Source organism: Mycolicibacterium sp. XJ662 (assembly GCF_053484035.1).
The window spans coordinates 1,347,844-1,364,274 of record NZ_JBEFTL010000001.1 but is presented as its reverse complement, the minus strand read 5'-3'; the positions used below and the strand labels follow the sequence as shown (position 1 = coordinate 1,364,274).

At 67.5% G+C, this 16,431-nt stretch carries 17 protein-coding genes; 8 read left to right on the top strand and 9 right to left on the bottom strand.

The window, feature by feature from the left end; translation table 11 throughout:
* Positions 1-20: 20 nt before the first annotated feature.
* Positions 21-737, top strand: coding sequence for a polyamine aminopropyltransferase (locus tag ABQE93_RS06410; RefSeq protein ID WP_448406424.1), 717 nt, complete (start codon positions 21-23; stop codon positions 735-737).
* Between the two features lie 111 nt (positions 738-848).
* Here ABQE93_RS06410 and ABQE93_RS06405 read toward each other — a convergent pair whose 3' ends face one another.
* The 4 genes from ABQE93_RS06405 to ABQE93_RS06390 form a co-directional block, all read right to left on the bottom strand.
* Positions 849-1,970, bottom strand: coding sequence for a DUF4185 domain-containing protein (locus ABQE93_RS06405; protein WP_448406423.1), 1,122 nt, complete (start codon positions 1,968-1,970; stop codon positions 849-851).
* 44 nt (positions 1,971-2,014) lie between these two features.
* Positions 2,015-3,061: an aspartate-semialdehyde dehydrogenase gene (locus tag ABQE93_RS06400; RefSeq protein WP_448406422.1), complete on the bottom strand. Its 1,047-nt coding sequence runs from the start codon at positions 3,059-3,061 to the stop codon at positions 2,015-2,017.
* A gap of 2 nt (positions 3,062-3,063) precedes the next feature.
* On the bottom strand, positions 3,064-4,329 hold the full coding sequence (locus ABQE93_RS06395; RefSeq protein ID WP_448406421.1) for an aspartate kinase: 1,266 nt from the start codon (positions 4,327-4,329) through the stop codon (positions 3,064-3,066).
* A 129-nt stretch (positions 4,330-4,458) separates the two neighbouring features.
* Positions 4,459-4,914, bottom strand: a complete 456-nt coding sequence (locus tag ABQE93_RS06390; RefSeq protein ID WP_448406420.1) for a hypothetical protein — start codon at positions 4,912-4,914, stop codon at positions 4,459-4,461.
* A 156-nt stretch (positions 4,915-5,070) separates the two neighbouring features.
* Between ABQE93_RS06390 and leuA the strand changes: the two genes are divergently transcribed.
* Both leuA and ABQE93_RS06380 read left to right on the top strand, forming a co-directional pair.
* A complete protein-coding gene (leuA, locus tag ABQE93_RS06385) occupies positions 5,071-6,963 on the top strand; it encodes a 2-isopropylmalate synthase (protein ID WP_448406419.1) in 1,893 nt (630 codons plus the stop codon).
* A gap of 102 nt (positions 6,964-7,065) precedes the next feature.
* The gene (locus ABQE93_RS06380; protein ID WP_448406417.1) at positions 7,066-7,317 is read left to right on the top strand and encodes a hypothetical protein; all 252 of its coding nucleotides are present in this window, start codon (positions 7,066-7,068) and stop codon (positions 7,315-7,317) included.
* 9 nt (positions 7,318-7,326) lie between these two features.
* Here the strand turns inward: ABQE93_RS06380 and ABQE93_RS06375 are convergent, their stop codons facing one another.
* Positions 7,327-8,316, bottom strand: a complete 990-nt coding sequence (locus ABQE93_RS06375) for a DEDDh family exonuclease (protein WP_448406416.1) — start codon at positions 8,314-8,316, stop codon at positions 7,327-7,329.
* 99 nt (positions 8,317-8,415) lie between these two features.
* Between ABQE93_RS06375 and ABQE93_RS06370 the strand changes: the two genes are divergently transcribed.
* Both ABQE93_RS06370 and ABQE93_RS06365 read left to right on the top strand, forming a co-directional pair.
* Positions 8,416-9,648 (top strand): Mur ligase family protein, encoded by a 1,233-nt coding sequence (locus ABQE93_RS06370; protein ID WP_448406415.1) that lies wholly within the window; start codon positions 8,416-8,418, stop codon positions 9,646-9,648.
* Complete coding sequence (locus ABQE93_RS06365; RefSeq protein WP_448406414.1) at positions 9,641-10,357, top strand: type 1 glutamine amidotransferase; 717 nt, start codon at positions 9,641-9,643, stop codon at positions 10,355-10,357. The genes ABQE93_RS06370 and ABQE93_RS06365 overlap by 8 nt, the downstream gene beginning before the upstream one ends.
* 17 nt (positions 10,358-10,374) lie before the next feature.
* Here the strand turns inward: ABQE93_RS06365 and ABQE93_RS06360 are convergent, their stop codons facing one another.
* From ABQE93_RS06360 to ABQE93_RS06350, 3 genes are all read right to left on the bottom strand, one after another.
* Positions 10,375-11,241, bottom strand: a complete 867-nt coding sequence (locus ABQE93_RS06360) for a type IV toxin-antitoxin system AbiEi family antitoxin (protein WP_448406413.1) — start codon at positions 11,239-11,241, stop codon at positions 10,375-10,377.
* A gap of 121 nt (positions 11,242-11,362) precedes the next feature.
* A complete protein-coding gene (gene recR / locus ABQE93_RS06355; RefSeq protein ID WP_448406412.1) occupies positions 11,363-11,974 on the bottom strand; it encodes a recombination mediator RecR in 612 nt (203 codons plus the stop codon).
* Positions 11,975-12,307, bottom strand: a complete 333-nt coding sequence (locus ABQE93_RS06350; protein WP_448392038.1) for a YbaB/EbfC family nucleoid-associated protein — start codon at positions 12,305-12,307, stop codon at positions 11,975-11,977.
* 114 nt (positions 12,308-12,421) lie between these two features.
* On the opposite strand from ABQE93_RS06350, the gene ABQE93_RS06345 reads away from it, so the two are divergent.
* Positions 12,422-13,195 carry an Rv3717 family N-acetylmuramoyl-L-alanine amidase gene (locus ABQE93_RS06345; RefSeq protein ID WP_448406411.1) on the top strand — a complete coding sequence of 258 codons (774 nt, stop codon included), beginning with the start codon at positions 12,422-12,424 and terminating at the stop codon, positions 13,193-13,195.
* A gap of 29 nt (positions 13,196-13,224) precedes the next feature.
* On the opposite strand, the gene ABQE93_RS06340 is transcribed toward ABQE93_RS06345, so the two are convergent.
* Complete coding sequence (locus tag ABQE93_RS06340; protein WP_448406410.1) at positions 13,225-13,662, bottom strand: SRPBCC family protein; 438 nt, start codon at positions 13,660-13,662, stop codon at positions 13,225-13,227.
* A 60-nt stretch (positions 13,663-13,722) separates the two neighbouring features.
* On the opposite strand from ABQE93_RS06340, the gene ABQE93_RS06335 reads away from it, so the two are divergent.
* Both ABQE93_RS06335 and ABQE93_RS06330 read left to right on the top strand, forming a co-directional pair.
* Entirely contained in the window at positions 13,723-15,114 is a 1,392-nt protein-coding gene (locus tag ABQE93_RS06335; RefSeq protein ID WP_448406409.1) for an FAD-binding oxidoreductase, read from the top strand.
* Positions 15,111-16,424 carry a class I SAM-dependent methyltransferase gene (locus ABQE93_RS06330; RefSeq protein ID WP_448406408.1) on the top strand — a complete coding sequence of 438 codons (1,314 nt, stop codon included), beginning with the start codon at positions 15,111-15,113 and terminating at the stop codon, positions 16,422-16,424. Before ABQE93_RS06335 ends, ABQE93_RS06330 begins: the two co-directional genes overlap by 4 nt.
* Positions 16,425-16,431 lie beyond the last annotated feature (7 nt).

Sequence of the window (16,431 nt, the reverse complement as noted above, 5' to 3'; positions counted from 1 at the left end):
CGTGAGCTAGTGTCGCGTCGGTGAGCGCGCGTTTCGAGGAGCTGGGTTGGCGGCAGACGCCCATGGGTGTCATCAGCCTGCGACGCCGCTTCGATCTGACTGTGCGCGCCGACGTCTATGAGGTCAAAATCGACGACGAGCATGTGATGTCGAGCCTGTTCACCGTTGCCGAACGTGAGCTGGCGCGGCTGGGGCTGGCGCGTACGTCGGGAGCGGAACTCGACGTGGTCATCGGTGGATTAGGGCTTGGCTACACCGCGCTCGAGGCCTTGGCGGATCGACGGGTTCGATCGCTCACGGTCGTCGAATACTCGGATGTGGTCATCGACTGGCACGAACGTGATCTGCTGCCGGACACGGTCGGCCTCGCCGCCGACAGCCGCGTCGAGTTGGTGTGCGCGGATTTCTTCGCCGCCGCGATGGATGCGGTGGGCTTCGATCCACAGCACCCGGGCCGAACCTACGATGCGATCTTGCTGGACATCGACCACTCACCCCGGCACGTGCTGCACGATCCGCACTCCGCGTTCTACACCTACGAAGGCCTGCACGCGATATCAGCGCATCTGGCCCCCGGTGGCGCGTTCGCGATGTGGTCCGACGACGCACCCGACGACGACTTCACCTCCGTACTCGAAGCTGTTTTCAGTGACGTTGAGGCCCAACAGATTTGGTTCGACAACCCGCTCACGCGTGGTCGCTCGGCGGCCACCGTCTACCTTGCGAACCGGCCGTGACCACGTGCCCCTAGTTCAACCGGCGTGAGCGGTCGCCTGCGGCCGTTGTGGTCGAGCCTGCGCACAGATCGCGTTTTGGGCGGCAGATGCGATCTGTACGCAGTCTCGACGTCACAAGGGCTTATACGGGTTGACCGCGAACTGGATCACCCGGTACGGCGCGCCGCCGCGGGGTCCGGTGTTCCACTGGCTGATGAACACCCGCACCTCGTCGATCGTCGAACCAGGCGAGATGTAGCCGCCGTAGGGCTGGGCGAGCCGGTTGTTCTCCGGCGGCCCGAGCTGTTCGGCGGGCTCGGGCCACTCGGTGGCGACGACGACCGTGGTGACCGGTGCGCCGCCCAGCTGCGTCGGGTCGTTGGCGACGCGCACCTCCATGTTGCCGGTGGTGGCGTTGAAGTAGGACAGCACGGTCTTGCCGTCGATCTGGCGCACGCTCATCTCGCCGACGCGGTCGGGCCACAGCGGTGTCGCCGGGTGCCCCCAGCCCGACGTCGCCGACCAGCCCTGCCAGCTGGCGCGGTCGGTAAAACTCTGCGGCGTGGCCCGGTACAACACGGCGGGCCCGCTGCGGTCGAAGTTGTTGGCGACGATGTAGACGAAGCCGCTCGACGAGTCGGCTTTGGGGATCGGATCGTAGTATCCGCTGATCTGGGTCTGCCGCCACTGTGCGTAGTCGGCGGGGCGCTCCGATTCCGGTACGGTCTGCCAGTTGCCTTGGCCCGGTTCGGCTTTCACCAGCCGCGAGGTCTGCGGGTCGAGGTCGCGCACGGTGGTGACCAGCATGTAGTTCTCGCGGTTGATCGACACGATGCCGGCCGGCAGCTGTGACGCGCCAGGCGGTGTCGGGTCGGCCAACAGCGGTTTGTCGATGCCGGTGACGCCGTCGTAGCGCACGCCGCCTTCGTCGTTGATGGATTCGGTGTCGACGTGCAGCGCGATCGGTGAGTACCAGCCGCCGTAGCCGACGCCCTGGCCGGCGAAGCTGTCGCCGCAGACCTGCAGGATCCCGCTGGGGAACTCCATGAACTCGCACAGATCGGTGGCGCCGATGCCGTAATCCCTTGTCGGCGTTCCCGTCCCCGCTGTCGGTCCGATGCGGATCACCTGCCCCGGCACCAGCGGCGGCAGCACCGGGTCTGGGATGGGCGCCGGCTGCGCCTGTGCGATAGGCACCACAAGCAACCCCGCCGCGAGCGCCGAGATCGACGTAATGGCGGAAACTACCGGCACTTTCCCGCCCAAACGTCCCTTTCGGCGCATTGAGGCGCGCAAGGTCAGAGCTGGGCGGCCAGCAACTCGGCGATCTGGATCGTGTTGAGCGCCGCGCCTTTTCGCAGGTTGTCACCCGAGACGAACAGCGCAAGCCCGCGCCCGTCGGGCACACCGGGATCCTGCCGGATGCGCCCCACCAGCGTGTCGTCGACGCCCGCGGCGGCCAGCGGTGTCGGCACGTCGACCAACCTCACCCCCGACGCCTTACCCAGGATCTCCGCGGCGCGCTGCACCGAAAGTGGTTGGGAGAACTCGGCGTTGATCGACAGCGAGTGCCCGGTGTACACCGGCACCCGCACGCAGGTGCCGCTGACCGCGAGGTCGGGGATGCCGAGGATCTTGCGGCTCTCGTTGCGCAGCTTCTGGTCTTCGTCGGTCTCACCGGAGTCATCGTCGACGAGGGAACCCGCCAACGGCACCACGTTGAACGCGATCGGCGCGACGTAGGTGTCCGGGGCGGGAAAGTCCACCGCGGCCCCGTCCTGCACCAGGTCGCGGCTGCCGGAGACGACCGCCTGCGCCTGACCGTAGAGTTCCTCGACCCCGGCCAGCCCGCTGCCCGAAACCGCCTGATACGTCGAGGCGATCATCCGCACCAGCCCGGCTTCGTCGTGCAGCGGCTTGAGCACCGGCATCGCCGCCATCGTCGTGCAGTTGGGGTTGGCGATGATGCCCTTGGTCAGCGACCGGACCCGGCCGGCCACGTCACGTTCGAAGTTGACCTCGCTGACCACCAGCGGCACGTCGGGGTCCTTGCGCCACGCCGAGGAGTTGTCGACGACGATCGCGCCCGCCTCGGCGTACCGTGGCGCCTGCTCCCGCGACATCGCCCCGCCCGCGGAGAACAGCGCGATGTCCAGCCCGGACGGGTCGGCCGTCGCGGCGTCCTCGACCTCGATCTCCTGGCCGCGGAACGGCAGCTTCTTACCTTGGGAACGCGCCGAGGCGAAGAACCGCACGCTGGAGGCGGGGAAGTTCCGCTGCTCGAGCAGGTTGCGCATGACCTGGCCGACCTGGCCCGTCGCGCCGACGACACCGAGATTGACCATGGTTACCGCCCCGTTCCCGCGTAGACCATGGCCTGCTCCTCGCCGCCAAGCCCGAACGCCTCGTGCAGCGCCGCCACGGCCTTGTCGAGTTCGGTGTCCTTGATCAGCACCGAGATGCGGATCTCGGAGGTGGAGATCAGGTCGATGTTCACGCCGACCTCGGCGAGCGTCTCGCAGAACTTCGCGGTGACGCCCGGATGGCTCTTCATCCCCGCCCCGACCAGCGACACCTTGCCGATGTGGTCGTCGTAGAGCACCTTGGTGAAGCCGATCTCCTTCTGCAGTGCGGACAACGTCTCCACCGCGGCGGGCCCGTTGTCGCGGGGGCAGGTGAAGGTGATGTCGGTCTTGCCGTCCTCGACCTTGGAAATGTTCTGCAGCACCATGTCGATGTTGATGTCGGCGTCGGCGACGGCGCGGAACACCTTGGCGGCATAGCCGGGCACGTCGGGGATGCCGACCACGGTCACCTTGGCCTCGCTGCGGTCGTGGGCGACTCCGGTCAGGATGGCGTCTTCCATGGGTATGTCCTCTATCGATCCGGTCACCAAAGTGCCGGGTTTGTCCGAGTACGACGAGCGGACGTGGATGGGAACGTTGTAGCGGCGGGCGTATTCCACGCAGCGCAGCATCAGCACCTTGGCCCCGCAGGCCGCCATCTCGAGCATCTCCTCGAAGCTGACCTGGTTGAGGTGGCGTGCGTTGGACACGATGCGCGGGTCGGCGGTGAAGATGCCGTCGACGTCGCTGTAGATCTCGCACACGTCGGCGTTCAGGGCCGCGGCCAGCGCGACGGCGGTGGTGTCCGAGCCGCCGCGGCCCAGCGTGGTGACGTCCTTGCTGTCCTGGCTGACGCCCTGGAAACCGGCGACCAGCACGATGTAGCCCTCGTCGAGGGCGTCGCGCAGCCGGCCCGGCGTGACCTCGATGATCTTGGCCTTGCCGTGGACGCTGGTGGTGATCACGCCGGCCTGCGATCCGGTGAACGAGCGGGCCTGGGCGCCCAGCGAGTCGATGGCCATCGCGACCAGCGCGTTGGAGATCCGCTCCCCCGCGGTCAGCAGCATGTCCATCTCACGCGCCGGCGGCGCCGGGCACACCTGCCTGGCCAGATCCAGCAGGTCATCGGTGGTGTCGCCCATCGCGGAGCACACCACGACGACGTCGTTGCCGGCCTTTCTAGTCTCCACGATGCGCTCGGCGACGCGACGGATCCGCTCGGCGTCCGACAACGAGGATCCGCCGTATTTCTGTACGACGAGCGCCACTGAACAAGCCTTTCGAGATTCGGGGAGGTCCTCATCAAGGATAGAGGTTGCTCGCGACCGGTTTTACCCGCCGGTAGCGGCGCCGGCTCTAACCGCAGGTCCCGCCCGGGGCTGAGGTCCCCTGCGGCGTTACCCGCCACACGCCTCCGACAGATGGGCCAGCTTCTGGCTGATCTGGGCGTTGATCGCGGACATCTCGTAAAACGTCGGCGGCGGCGGGGCGCCGGGTGCGCGGGCTTCGGTTTCGGCGCGCACGGTCGACATCTTGCGGACGAAGTCGTCGGCGAGGCTGGCCAACTGTGAGCTGGTCCACTCCAGATCCGGTGCGCTTCGGGGGACCTTCTGGGCACGTTCGGACAACCCGTCGGCCCACGCCCGGTAGGCCGTCTCTTCGGCCTGGGTGGGCAAGCCGTCACCCTCACCGGATTTGGATTCGATCAGCGCGGCCTGGGATTGGTTGTACTCCAACAACTCCCGCACCGCGTCGCACTCTGCGGGTGGCCGGTTGAACATGCTGTAGACGAGGGCCGCCACGACCAGGACCACCACCCCGATGGCCACCCACCACCGCCGATCGACTCTCACCGCCTGAACTCTAACGATCGGGTCGCCCGCGCGTGATCAGCAGGGTTTTCGTAGCACCGGCCGGCTTGCTAGAGTGGCCGGGTGCAGCGGGTGCTCCTTCTCGGCAGCCGCGACGGGGTCTGATCCAGACCGGCTTCCCGTCGCGGGTGTTCGACGATGCGCCGGTCGAGTCCCGTCCAAACTCCCGGAGCAACCATCGTGACCACTTTCTCGAAATCTTCACCCGATTCCCCTGACGCGTTCGCGTCCGTGCGCACTATCACCACGCCCGACGGCCCACCCCACGCCAAACAGCCCGCCTGGAACACCCAGCGCGCCTCGTCGATGCCGGTGCACCGCTACCGCAGCTTCACCGCCGAGGTGCCGGGCGGGAGCCCGGCGTCGGATGGAGCACGGATTCCGTTTGACCGCACCTGGCCCGACCAGGTCATCGACACCGCACCGCAGTGGTGCGCGGTGGATCTGCGCGACGGCAACCAGGCGCTGATCGATCCGATGAGCCCGGCGCGCAAACGCCGCATGTTCGACCTGCTGGTGCGGATGGGCTACAAGGAGATCGAGGTCGGTTTCCCGTCGGCCAGCCAGACCGACTACGACTTCGTCCGCGAGATCATCGAGCAGGGCGCCATCCCCGACGACGTCACCATCCAGGTGCTGACGCAGTGCCGTCCGGAGCTCATCGAGCGGACCTTCCAGGCGTGCGAGGGCGCGCCGCGCGCGATCGTGCACTTCTACAACTCGACGTCGATCCTGCAGCGCCGCGTGGTGTTCAAGGGTGACCGCGACGAGGTGAAGGCCATCGCGGTCGACGGTGCGCGCAAGTGCATGGAGGAAGCCAAGAAGTACCCCGGCACCCAGTGGCGGTTCGAGTACTCCCCGGAGTCCTACACCGGTACCGAGCTGGTGTACGCCAAAGAGGTCTGCGACGCGGTCAGCGACATCGTCGGCCCCACCCCGGAGTGGCCGATGATCATCAACTTGCCCGCCACCGTGGAGATGGCCACCCCGAACGTCTACGCCGACTCGATCGAGTGGATGAGCCGCAACCTGAAGCGTCGCGACAGCATCGTGCTGTCGCTGCACCCGCACAACGACCGTGGAACCGCCGTCGCCGCAGCGGAATTGGGCTACGCGGCCGGCGCGGACCGGATCGAGGGCTGCCTGTTCGGCAACGGCGAGCGCACCGGCAACGTGTGCATCGTGACGCTGGGCATGAACCTGTTCTCCCGCGGCGTCGACCCGCAGATCGACTTCTCCAACATCGACGAGATCCGCCGCACCGTCGAGTACTGCAACCAGCTGCCGGTGCCCGAACGTCACCCCTACGGCGGCGATCTGGTGTACACCGCGTTCTCCGGCAGCCATCAGGACGCCATCAACAAGGGCCTGGACGCGATGAAAGTCGCTGCCGACGAAGCGGATTCCGACGTCGACGACATCTTGTGGCAGGTGCCCTATCTGCCGATCGATCCGCGCGATGTGGGCCGCACCTACGAGGCCGTCATCCGGGTGAACTCGCAGTCGGGCAAGGGCGGCGTGGCCTACATCATGAAGGCCGACCACGGCCTGGCGCTGCCGCGGCGGCTGCAGATCGAATTCTCCCAGGCGATCCAGAACATCACCGACGGCGAGGGCGGCGAGGTGTCGCCCAAGGAGATGTGGGACGTCTTCTACGACGAGTACCTGGCGCCGGTGCGTCCGCTGGAACGGATCCGGCAGAAGGTGACCGCGGCCGAGGTCGACGGCGGCACCGACACCGTGGAGGCGGTCGTGGCCGTCGATGGTGTGGAGCATGAGGTCGTCGGCGCGGGCAACGGTCCGCTCGCGGCGTTCGTCGACGCGCTGGGCGCGATCGATATCAACGTCAACGTGCTGGACTACTCCGAGCACGCCATGTCGTCGGGCGAGGAGGCCAAGGCCGCCGCGTATGTCGAGGCCTCGATCAACGGCCGCACGGTGTGGGGAGTCGGTATCGCGACGTCGATCACGACCGCGTCACTGCGCGCGGTGGTGTCGGCGGTGAACCGGGCCGCACGCCCGCAGCAATGAATTCAACAATCGCGAAAATATCCACGCCCGCTGCGCCCAAACCGTAATCTGCACTTCTCTACCCGACGGTCGGGTAGTGCGGACAACAACAGAGGGGGCCCGGTGAAGGTACTGCTGACAGCTGCGGCGTTGGTGTTGGGCACGGTGAGCGGGACCGCGATCGCGCATGCCGACGACATCCTGCTCACCGATTCGAACGGCGTGCCGTGGTCGTGGGCCAGCGAAGCCGACTGCATGCGCGACGGGCCCGACATGGCGTTGGAGGACGCCGCCGAGGAGGCGCGGTACCGCTACTGGTACTGCTCACCCGGCGACGACGGCCTGTGGTACCTGCACAACACCGACACCCCGTAGCGCTTCGGGTCAGAACAGCGCGAACTGCTCGCCGGCGGCTCGGGTATCGGTGAACTCCTCGATACCGGTGCCGGTGACGACGTCGTCGAGGCGGGCCAGGAAGTCGGCGTCGTTGACCAGCGGCACCCCGAGCGTCTTGGCCTGATAGCCCTTGCCCTGCTGGGGATCGGGCTCGTTGCAGATGATCAGCGACGTCAATGTGTCGACGGTGTCGGTGTAGGCCAGCCCGGTGTGCAGGATCCGCTCGATGAGCTCTTCGTGGGTGTGGTCGACCTCGGCCGACAACGCGACGCGCATGCCCTGCACCAGGGGCCTGCCGTCGATGTGGCGGCCGGGGTTCAGGTACGGACACGGCAGCCGCGACGCCAACATCTTCAGCGGGCGCACCTCGTCGTGGGTGACCAGGCCGTTGGGCCAGCGTCGCCGCGTCACCGGATGCACCGGCAGCCACACCTTGCGTTCCCGTGCGCGCACCAGCACGGGTTTGAGGATCTGGGCGAGCACCAACGCGTCGTCGAGGGCGTCGTGCGGCTTCATCTGGCTGACGCCCCAGTGCGCGGCCAGCGTCTCCAGCCGCAGGTTCTCGGTGCCCAGATCCAGGCGGCGGGCCAGCTCCACGGTGCACATCACCGTGTCGGTGGGCAGTTCCTCGTTCACCAGCTCGGCTTCGGCGGCCAGAAACGAGTAGTCGAACCCGACGTTGTGGGCGACCAGGGTGCGGCCGTCGAGCAGTTCGATCAGCGGGCCGACGATGTCACCGAAACACGGCTGGCCCTCCAGCATCTCGGCGGTCAGCCCGTGCACGTGGGTGGGGCCCGGGTCGACGCCGGGATTGAGCAGGCTGTACAGGCTCTGTTCGACGTTGCCGTCGTCGCCGAGGGCAAGCGCGGCGATGCTGACGATGCGAGCCTGGCCGGGGCGGAAACCGGTGGTTTCCACGTCGACGACCGCCCAGCCGGCGCCGGCCTCGTGTGCCGGTCGGCCCCACAAGTGGCTCACAGTCTGAGGATGACACGGTAGTCCGACAAACCAGGGACCTCGCCGGTCGGCTGTGCAGCGTGTCGGCCGCGGTTCCGGCGCCCTCATAGACTTTCGGGAATGGTCACCATACGAGGGCGGGTCGCGCTGGCGGCCGGTTCCGCGGCGCGCTGGGCGTCGCGGGTCACCGGACGCGGCGCCGGCGCGATGATCGGCGGCCTGGTGGCGTTGGCGTTGGACAAGTCGCTGCTGCGGCAGCTGGGGCGGGGCCGTCGCACCGTGGTGGTGACCGGGACCAACGGCAAATCGACGACCACCCGGATGACCGCCGCGGCGCTGCGCACGATCGAGACCGTCGCGACCAACGACACCGGCGCCAACATGGACGCCGGGCTGGTGGCCGCGCTGGCCGGGGTCCGTGACGCGCCGCTGGCCGCGTTGGAGGTCGACGAGATGCACGTGCCGCACGTGGCCGATGCCGTCGATCCGGAGGTGATCGTGCTGCTGAACCTGTCGCGCGACCAGCTGGACCGCGTCGGCGAGATCAACCACATCGAGCGCACGTTGCGGGCCGGGTTGGCCCGGCACCCCGCCGCGGTGGTCGTGGCCAACTGCGACGACGTGCTGATGACGTCGGCGGCCTACGACAGCCCGAACGTGGTGTGGGTGGCCGCCGGCGGCGGGTGGGCCAACGATTCGGTGAGCTGCCCGCGGTCCGGCGAGATCATCGTGCGCGACGGTGCGCACTGGCGTTCCACCGGAACGGATTTCGCGCGTCCCCGCCCGCACTGGTGGTTCGACGAGACGAATATCTACGGGCCGGACGGGTTTACGTTGCCGATGACGCTGGCGCTGCCCGGGGCGGTGAACCGTGGCAACGCCACCCAGGCGGTGGCGGCGGCGGTGACCATGGGCGCCGTTCCTGCTGCGGCGGTGGCAGCGGTGTCGACGGTTGACGAGGTCGCCGGGCGCTACCGCACCGTGCGGCTGGGTGAGCACACCGTGCGCATGCTGTTGGCCAAGAACCCCGCGGGGTGGCAGGAGGCGCTGTCGATGGTCGACAAACACGGTGCGGGCGTGGTGATCTCGGTCAACGGCCAGGTGCCCGACGGGGAGGATCTGTCGTGGCTGTGGGATGTGCGCTTCGAACACTTCGACGACACGAAGGTGGTGGCCGCCGGTGAGCGCGGCACCGATCTCGCGGTGCGGCTCGGGTATGCGGGCGTCGAGCACGCGCTCGTGCACGACACCGTCGCCGCGATCGCGTCGTGTCCGTCGGGGCATGTCGAGGTGATCGCGAACTACACCGCGTTTCTGCAACTGAACCGGGTATTGGAGCGCCGCCATGGCTGAATCGAGGGTGCGGATCGGGTTGGTGCTGCCCGACGTGATGGGCACCTACGGCGACGGCGGCAACGCGGTGGTGCTGCGGGAACGGTTGCGGCTGCGGGGGTTTGACGCCGAGATCGTCGAGATCACGCTGGCGGATCCGGTGCCCGATTCGCTGGACCTGTACACGCTGGGTGGGGCCGAGGATTATGCGCAGCGGCTGGCCACCACACACCTGCTGCGCTACCCGGGCCTGCAGCAAGCGGTTTCGCGCGGCGCGCCGGTGCTGGCGATCTGCGCGGCGATCCAGGTACTGGGGCACTGGTATGAGACGTCGTCGGGCGAACGCGTCGAGGGGGTCGGCCTGCTGGATGCGACGACGTCGCCGCAGGAGTCTCGCTCGATCGGTGAGGTAGTGGCGCAGCCGTTGCTGGAAGGGCTCTCGGAGCGGTTGACGGGGTTCGAAAACCACCGCGGCGGAACGGTTCTCGGTACTGATGCGCACCCGCTGGCTCGCGTCGAGAAGGGGTCGGGCAACCGCGCCGGCGACGGTATCGACGGCGCGGTTCAGGGCAGCGTCGTCGCCACCTACCTGCACGGGCCGTGCCTGGCCCGCAACCCGCAGCTGGCCGATCACCTGCTGTCCCGGGTCGTCGGTGAGCTGGCGCCGTTGGAGCTGCCCGAGGTCGAGCAACTGCGCCGCGAACGACTGGCCGCACCCCGCCGCGCCTAGGCCGCGGGATTGCGGTGTCACGGATATCGGGGCGGGGACGTCGGCCGCCAACCGCGGGAAACCATCGCGTCCCAGGCCCGCTTGATGATCTCGGCGTCGCGGTCCTCCTTGATCACCTGATCGACGATCCAGCCGAGACCCCTCGCTTGCCGCAACGCACGAATGTCTTTCGCATATTGCCGGCGAGCGCGATGCTGATCCCCGTCATACTCGGACACCACCATGTAGTCGTCCCAACCCATGTCGGCCCAGCGGATGACTCGGGCGTTCGCGCCGACAATCGGAATCTGCGTGGCGGGCTTGGGCAATCCCGCATCGATGTACAAGAGCCGAAGCCAGGTCTCCCTGGGCGAGGCCGCGCCGCCGTCGACAAGCGGTAGCGCGATACGCAACGCTTTGAGGCCGCGCGCACCGCGATAGCGTTTGGCGAGTAGTGTTACGTCCTCGGTGGAGAACGGTGCGGCCCGCGTCAGCGCATCGAGTCTGGCGACCGCCTGACCTCTGGGGAGATATCGGCCTAGGTCGAATGCCGTTCGCGCAGGTGTGGTCACAGGTAACCCCGCGATTTTGGTGATTTCATCGGGCGCCACCGTCTCGTTGCGCACCACAAGTCCCCGCTGGGGGCGTAGCCGTAGCGATATCAGCTCGATCGGCGTATCGACGTCCACCCATGAAGCACCGTGCAGAGCCGACGCCGCGACGCCGGAGATGACGCTTTTCCGATGCGATCGCAGCCATGCGCCCCTTATCCGATCTCGCAACGAGAGTTCGGAGTCCTTTGAGATGTACACATCGCGGAAGACCGTCCGATACCACCGACGCAGTTGGTGCTCGGTGAGCTCGCCTTTGGCGAGAGCTTCGCTGCCCAGAAAGACGTCCCCCATGCGCGAATACTGCATCCGTGCACCGACACGTTCGCGAGATGTACGTTAACGAGGAAAAGTGCGAGAGACGGCCGCGCTAACGTACGTTTCGCGGGAAACCCCGCCGGCGCCGAGAAGACGGCTACGCCAGTGCGCGGCGGCCCGCCAACGCCCGGCCCAGGGTCAGCTCGTCGGCGAACTCCAGATCCCCGCCCATCGGCAGGCCCGACGCGATCCGCGTCACCGTCAGCCCCGGAATGTCGCGCAGCATCCGTACCAGATACGTCGCGGTGGCCTCACCCTCGGTGTTCGGGTCGGTCGCGATGATCACCTCGGTGATGTCGACGCCGTCGACCCGCTCACCAATCCTGTTGAGCAGCTCGCGAATCCGCAGCTGTTCCGGCCCGACACCCGACAACGGATCCAACGCGCCCCCCAGCACGTGGTAGCGGCCGCGGAACTCCCTCGTGCGTTCGACGGCCTGCACGTCCTTGGGTTCCTCGACCACGCACACCACCGAGCCGTCGCGGCGCGCATCCGAGCAGATGCGGCACCGGTCGTCGTCGGAGACGTTGCCGCACACCGCGCAGTGTTTGACGCCGTCGCGCACCTTCGACAACACCGCGGTCAGCCGGTCGATGTCGGGCGGCTCGACCGACAACAGGTGAAACGCGATCCGTTGCGCGCTCTTCGGCCCGATGCCGGGCAGCTTGCCGAGCTCGTCGATCAGATCTTGGACCGGGCCCTCGAACAATTACATTCCCGGCAGACCGAGGTCACCCATCCCGCCCGCGAGCGGCCCGAGCCGGTCGTGGGCCAGGATGGTGACCTGCTTGGCCGCGTCGGCGATGGCGCCGACGATGAGGTCCTGCAGCGTTTCGGCGTCGTTGGGGTCGATGACCTTCGGGTCGATCGACACCGCGACCACCTCGCCGCTGCCCTTCATGGTGACCTGCACCAGCCCGCCGCCGGCCTGGCCGTGCACCTGCGAGTTGGCCAGCGCCTCCTGCGCCTCCATCAGTTGCTGTTGCACCTGCTGCGCCTGGGCGAGGAGCGCCGACATATCGGGCTGGCCTCCGGGCTGCATGCCTCCGGGTTGCATGACGGTCCCCTTGCGTATTGGTCTCGACTTGGTTGCTGTCGCCCGCATGGGGCGGTTTGGCCTTTCAGCGTAGTCGTGCTCGGGGCTACGGTGACGCCCGTGCTTGCCCGCCTGCGTGTCGGCGCCGCCACAGCAATACGCGGCTCAGCCGCGGTGGCCGCCGGTCTGATCGTCGCCGCGTCGACGCTCATCATCCCTGCCAGCGAAGTCCGCGCCGCCCCGTCCAACATCGCCGGCAAGATCGTCTTCCTCGACCCCGGTCATAACGGCGCCAACGACGACTCGATCGGCCGCCAAGTGCCGACCGGCCGCGGCGGCACCAAGGACTGCCAGGCCAGCGGCACGTCGACCGACGACGGCTACGCAGAGCACACCTTCACCTGGGACACCACCCTGCGCATCCGCCAGGCGCTGACCAAGCTCGGCGTGCGCACAGCGATGTCTCGTGGCAACGACGACGCGCTCGGCCCGTGCGTCGACCAGCGCGCCGCGATGGCCAACTCGCTGAAGCCCAACGCGATCGTGAGCATCCACGCCGACGGCGGACCTCCGACCGGTCGAGGTTTCCACGTGCTGTACTCATCGCCGCCGCTCAACCAGGCGCAGGCGGGGCCGTCACCACGGTTCGCGCAGATCATGCGGGACCAGCTCAAGGCCTCCGGGTTCGTGCCCGCCACCTACATCGGCGAGGGTGGGCTCAACCCGCGCTCGGACATCGCGGGCCTGAACCTCGCGCAGTACCCGTCGATCCTGGTCGAGTTGGGCAACATGAAGAACCCGGTTGACTCGGGGCTGATGAAGACGCCCGAAGGCAGACAGAAGTACGCCGACGCGGTGGTGCGCGGCATCGCCGGGTTCCTGGCCACCAGCTAGCGCGGGCGCGTATCGGGTCGCCGAAAGGGCTATCCCTCGACGTGCTTCTTCAGGTTGGCCAGCACCTCGTCCTGGATCTTGCGCAGCCCCAGCGGGGCGAACGTCTTCTCGAAGAAGCCGCCGATCCCGCCGGCGCCCTGCCAAGACGTCTTGACCGTGACCGAGGACCCCGGACCCGCAGGCGAGACCGTCCAGTTCGTGATCATCGACGAGTTGGCGTCCTTCTCGATGACGGTGTGGCCCGCGACGTCGACATTGGCCTCGACGTCACGCACCCGCGACTTGGTGGCCTGCAGTTTCCACGATGCGACCGTGCCCGCGCCCTGTCCCCCTTCGAGCACCCGGTAGTCGCGGTAGTGCTCCGAGAGGATCTTGGGACGCACGGTCGCATAGTCGGCGACCGCCGCCAACACCGTCTCCGGCGGCGCGTCGATCAAGACCGTGCTGGCTGCGCTGACCTGTGCCATCTGGGTATCTCCTGGTTTCGTGCGGTCGCATCGGCTGCGAACGCGGACTAGCGTATATCTGTGTCTGCTGATGAGACCGGCGCACGTGCTGCCCACGCGGCGGGGGTCCAGCGGCTTCTGGCCAGCTACCGGGCGATCCCGCCGAACGCCACCGTACGGCTTGCCAAACCCACCTCCAACCTTTTCCGGGCCCGCGCCAAGACCACGACCAAGGGCCTCGACGTCTCGGGCCTGACAGGCGTCATCTCCGTCGACCCCGAAGCGCGCACCGCCGACGTCGCCGGGATGTGTACCTACGAAGACCTCGTCGCGGCCACCCTGCCTTACGGGCTGTCCCCGCTGGTGGTGCCGCAGCTGAAGACGATCACCCTGGGCGGGGCGGTCACCGGGCTCGGCATCGAGTCGACGTCGTTTCGCAACGGGTTGCCCCACGAGTCGGTGTTGGAGATGGACATCCTGACCGGCACCGGCGAGGTGCTCACTGCCTCCCCCGACCAACACGTCGAGCTTTATCGGGCGTTTCCCAACTCCTATGGCACGCTTGGCTATTCGGTGCGTCTCAAGATCGAGCTGGAGACCGTCAAACCGTTCGTCGCGCTGCGCCACCTGCGTTTCCACACGCTCGAGGACATGGTCGCCGCCATGGAGCGCATCGTGGCGACCCGCGACCACGACGGCACACCGGTGGACTACCTCGACGGGGTGGTGTTCTCCGCCGACGAGAGCTATCTGGTGTTGGGCACGCAGACCTCGACGCCGGGTCCGGTCAGCGACTACACCGGCCAGCAGATCTACTACCGCTCCATCCGGCACCACGACGCCGAGAAGCACGACCGGCTCACCATCCACGACTACCTGTGGCGCTGGGACACCGACTGGTTCTGGTGTTCGCGGGCGTTCGGCGCGCAGCACCCGCGGATCCGGCGGTTGTGGCCGCGGCGCTTGCGGCGCAGCAGCTTCTACTGGAAACTCGTCGCCTACGACCGGCGCTTCAACATCGCCGACCGCATCGAGGAACGCAACGCCCGCCCGCCGCGTGAACGGGTCGTGCAGGACATCGAGGTGCCGATCGAGCGCACCGCCGAGTTCCTGCACTGGTTCGTCGACAACGTGCCCATCGAACCGATCTGGTTGTGCCCCCTGCGACTTCGCGGCGACCAGAAGTCAGGCGCCACCTGGCCGCTGTATCCGATCCGGCCCGACCGCACCTACGTCAACGTCGGTTTCTGGTCGTCGGTGCCGGTTGGCCCCGAAGAAGGCCACACCAACAAGCTGATCGAACGTAAGGTCAGCGAGCTCGACGGGCACAAATCGCTGTACTCCGATGCGTATTACAACCGCGAGGAGTTTGACGACCTCTACGGCGGTGAAACCTACAAGACCGTCAAAAAAAGTTACGATCCCGATTCACGTCTCCTCGACCTGTATGCGAAGGCGGTGCAACGACGATGACGACGTTCAAAGAACACTCGACTTCCACACCTACCCGCAAGTTCACGCTCGCCGAGATCCTCGAGATCCTCGCCGGCGGCCGGTTGCCGCTGCGGTTCAGCGCGTACGACGGCAGCACGGCCGGGCCGCAGGACGCCTCGCTGGGCCTGGACCTGTTGACACCGCGCGGCACAACGTACCTGGCCACCGCGCCAGGGGATCTGGGGCTGGCGCGGGCGTACGTGTCAGGTGACCTCGAGGCCCGCGGCGTGCATCCGGGCGACCCCTACGACCTGCTCAAGGCGCTCGCGGACAAGATGGAGTTCAAACGGCCGTCGCCGCGGGTGCTGGCCAACATCGTGCGATCGTTGGGTTTTGAGCATCTCAAGCCGATCGCGCCGCCGCCGCAGGAGGCGCTGCCGCGGTGGCGCCGCATCGCAGAAGGGTTGCGGCACAGCAAAACCCGTGACGCCGAGGCCATCCACCACCACTACGACGTGTCCAACCTCTTCTACGAGTGGGTGCTGGGTCCGTCGATGACCTACACCTGCGCCTGCTATCCGCACGCCGACGCCACGCTGGAGGAGGCGCAGGACAACAAGTACCGGCTGGTGTTCGAGAAGCTCAACCTCAAGCCCGGTGACCGCCTGCTCGACGTGGGGTGCGGTTGGGGCGGCATGGTGCGCTACGCCGCGCGCCGCGGGGTGTCGGCGGTCGGCGTGACGCTGTCCGAGGCGCAGGCCACCTGGGCGCAGAAGGCCATCGCCGAGGACGGGCTGTCCGACCTGGCCGAGGTGCGCCACGGCGACTACCGGGACGTGCGCGAATCCAGTTTCGACGCGGTGTCCTCGATCGGTCTGACCGAGCACATCGGCGTGCACAACTACCCGACGTACTTCAGCTTCCTGCGCTCGAAGCTGCGCACCGGTGGACTTCTGCTCAACCACTGCATCACCCGCCCCGACAACAGGTCCGCGCCGACCGCAGGCGGTTTCATTGACCGCTACGTGTTTCCCGACGGCGAGCTCACCGGTTCGGGCCGCATCATCACCGAAGCTCAGGACGTCGGCCTCGAGGTGGTGCACGAGGAGAACCTGCGCCACCATTACGCGCTCACGCTGCGCGACTGGTGCCGCAACCTCGTCGAGCACTGGGATGAGGCCGTCGCCGAGGTCGGCCTGCCGACCGCCAAAGTGTGGGGGCTGTACATGGCCGGCTCGCGGCTGGGCTTCGAGACCAACATCGTTCAGCTGCACCAGGTGCTGGCGGTCAAGCTCAACAACCAGGGCGACGACGGCGGTCTTCCGTTGCGCCCGTGGTGGACGGCCTAGCCTTTCG

What these genes read in the sequence shown, in the direction of transcription:
- ABQE93_RS06400 (WP_448406422.1), bottom strand. Translation starts at nt 3,061, where the DNA reads ATGGTCAATCTCGGTGTCGTCGGCGCGACGGGCCAGGTCGGCCAGGTC.
- leuA (WP_448406419.1), top strand. Translation starts at nt 5,071, where the DNA reads ATGCGCCGGTCGAGTCCCGTCCAAACTCCCGGAGCAACCATCGTGACC.
- ABQE93_RS06370 (WP_448406415.1), top strand. Translation starts at nt 8,416, where the DNA reads ATGGTCACCATACGAGGGCGGGTCGCGCTGGCGGCCGGTTCCGCGGCG.
- ABQE93_RS06365 (WP_448406414.1), top strand. Translation starts at nt 9,641, where the DNA reads ATGGCTGAATCGAGGGTGCGGATCGGGTTGGTGCTGCCCGACGTGATG.
- ABQE93_RS06360 (WP_448406413.1), bottom strand. Translation starts at nt 11,241, where the DNA reads ATGGGGGACGTCTTTCTGGGCAGCGAAGCTCTCGCCAAAGGCGAGCTC.
- ABQE93_RS06350 (WP_448392038.1), bottom strand. Translation starts at nt 12,307, where the DNA reads ATGCAGCCCGGAGGCCAGCCCGATATGTCGGCGCTCCTCGCCCAGGCG.
- ABQE93_RS06340 (WP_448406410.1), bottom strand. Translation starts at nt 13,662, where the DNA reads ATGGCACAGGTCAGCGCAGCCAGCACGGTCTTGATCGACGCGCCGCCG.
- ABQE93_RS06330 (WP_448406408.1), top strand. Translation starts at nt 15,111, where the DNA reads ATGACGACGTTCAAAGAACACTCGACTTCCACACCTACCCGCAAGTTC.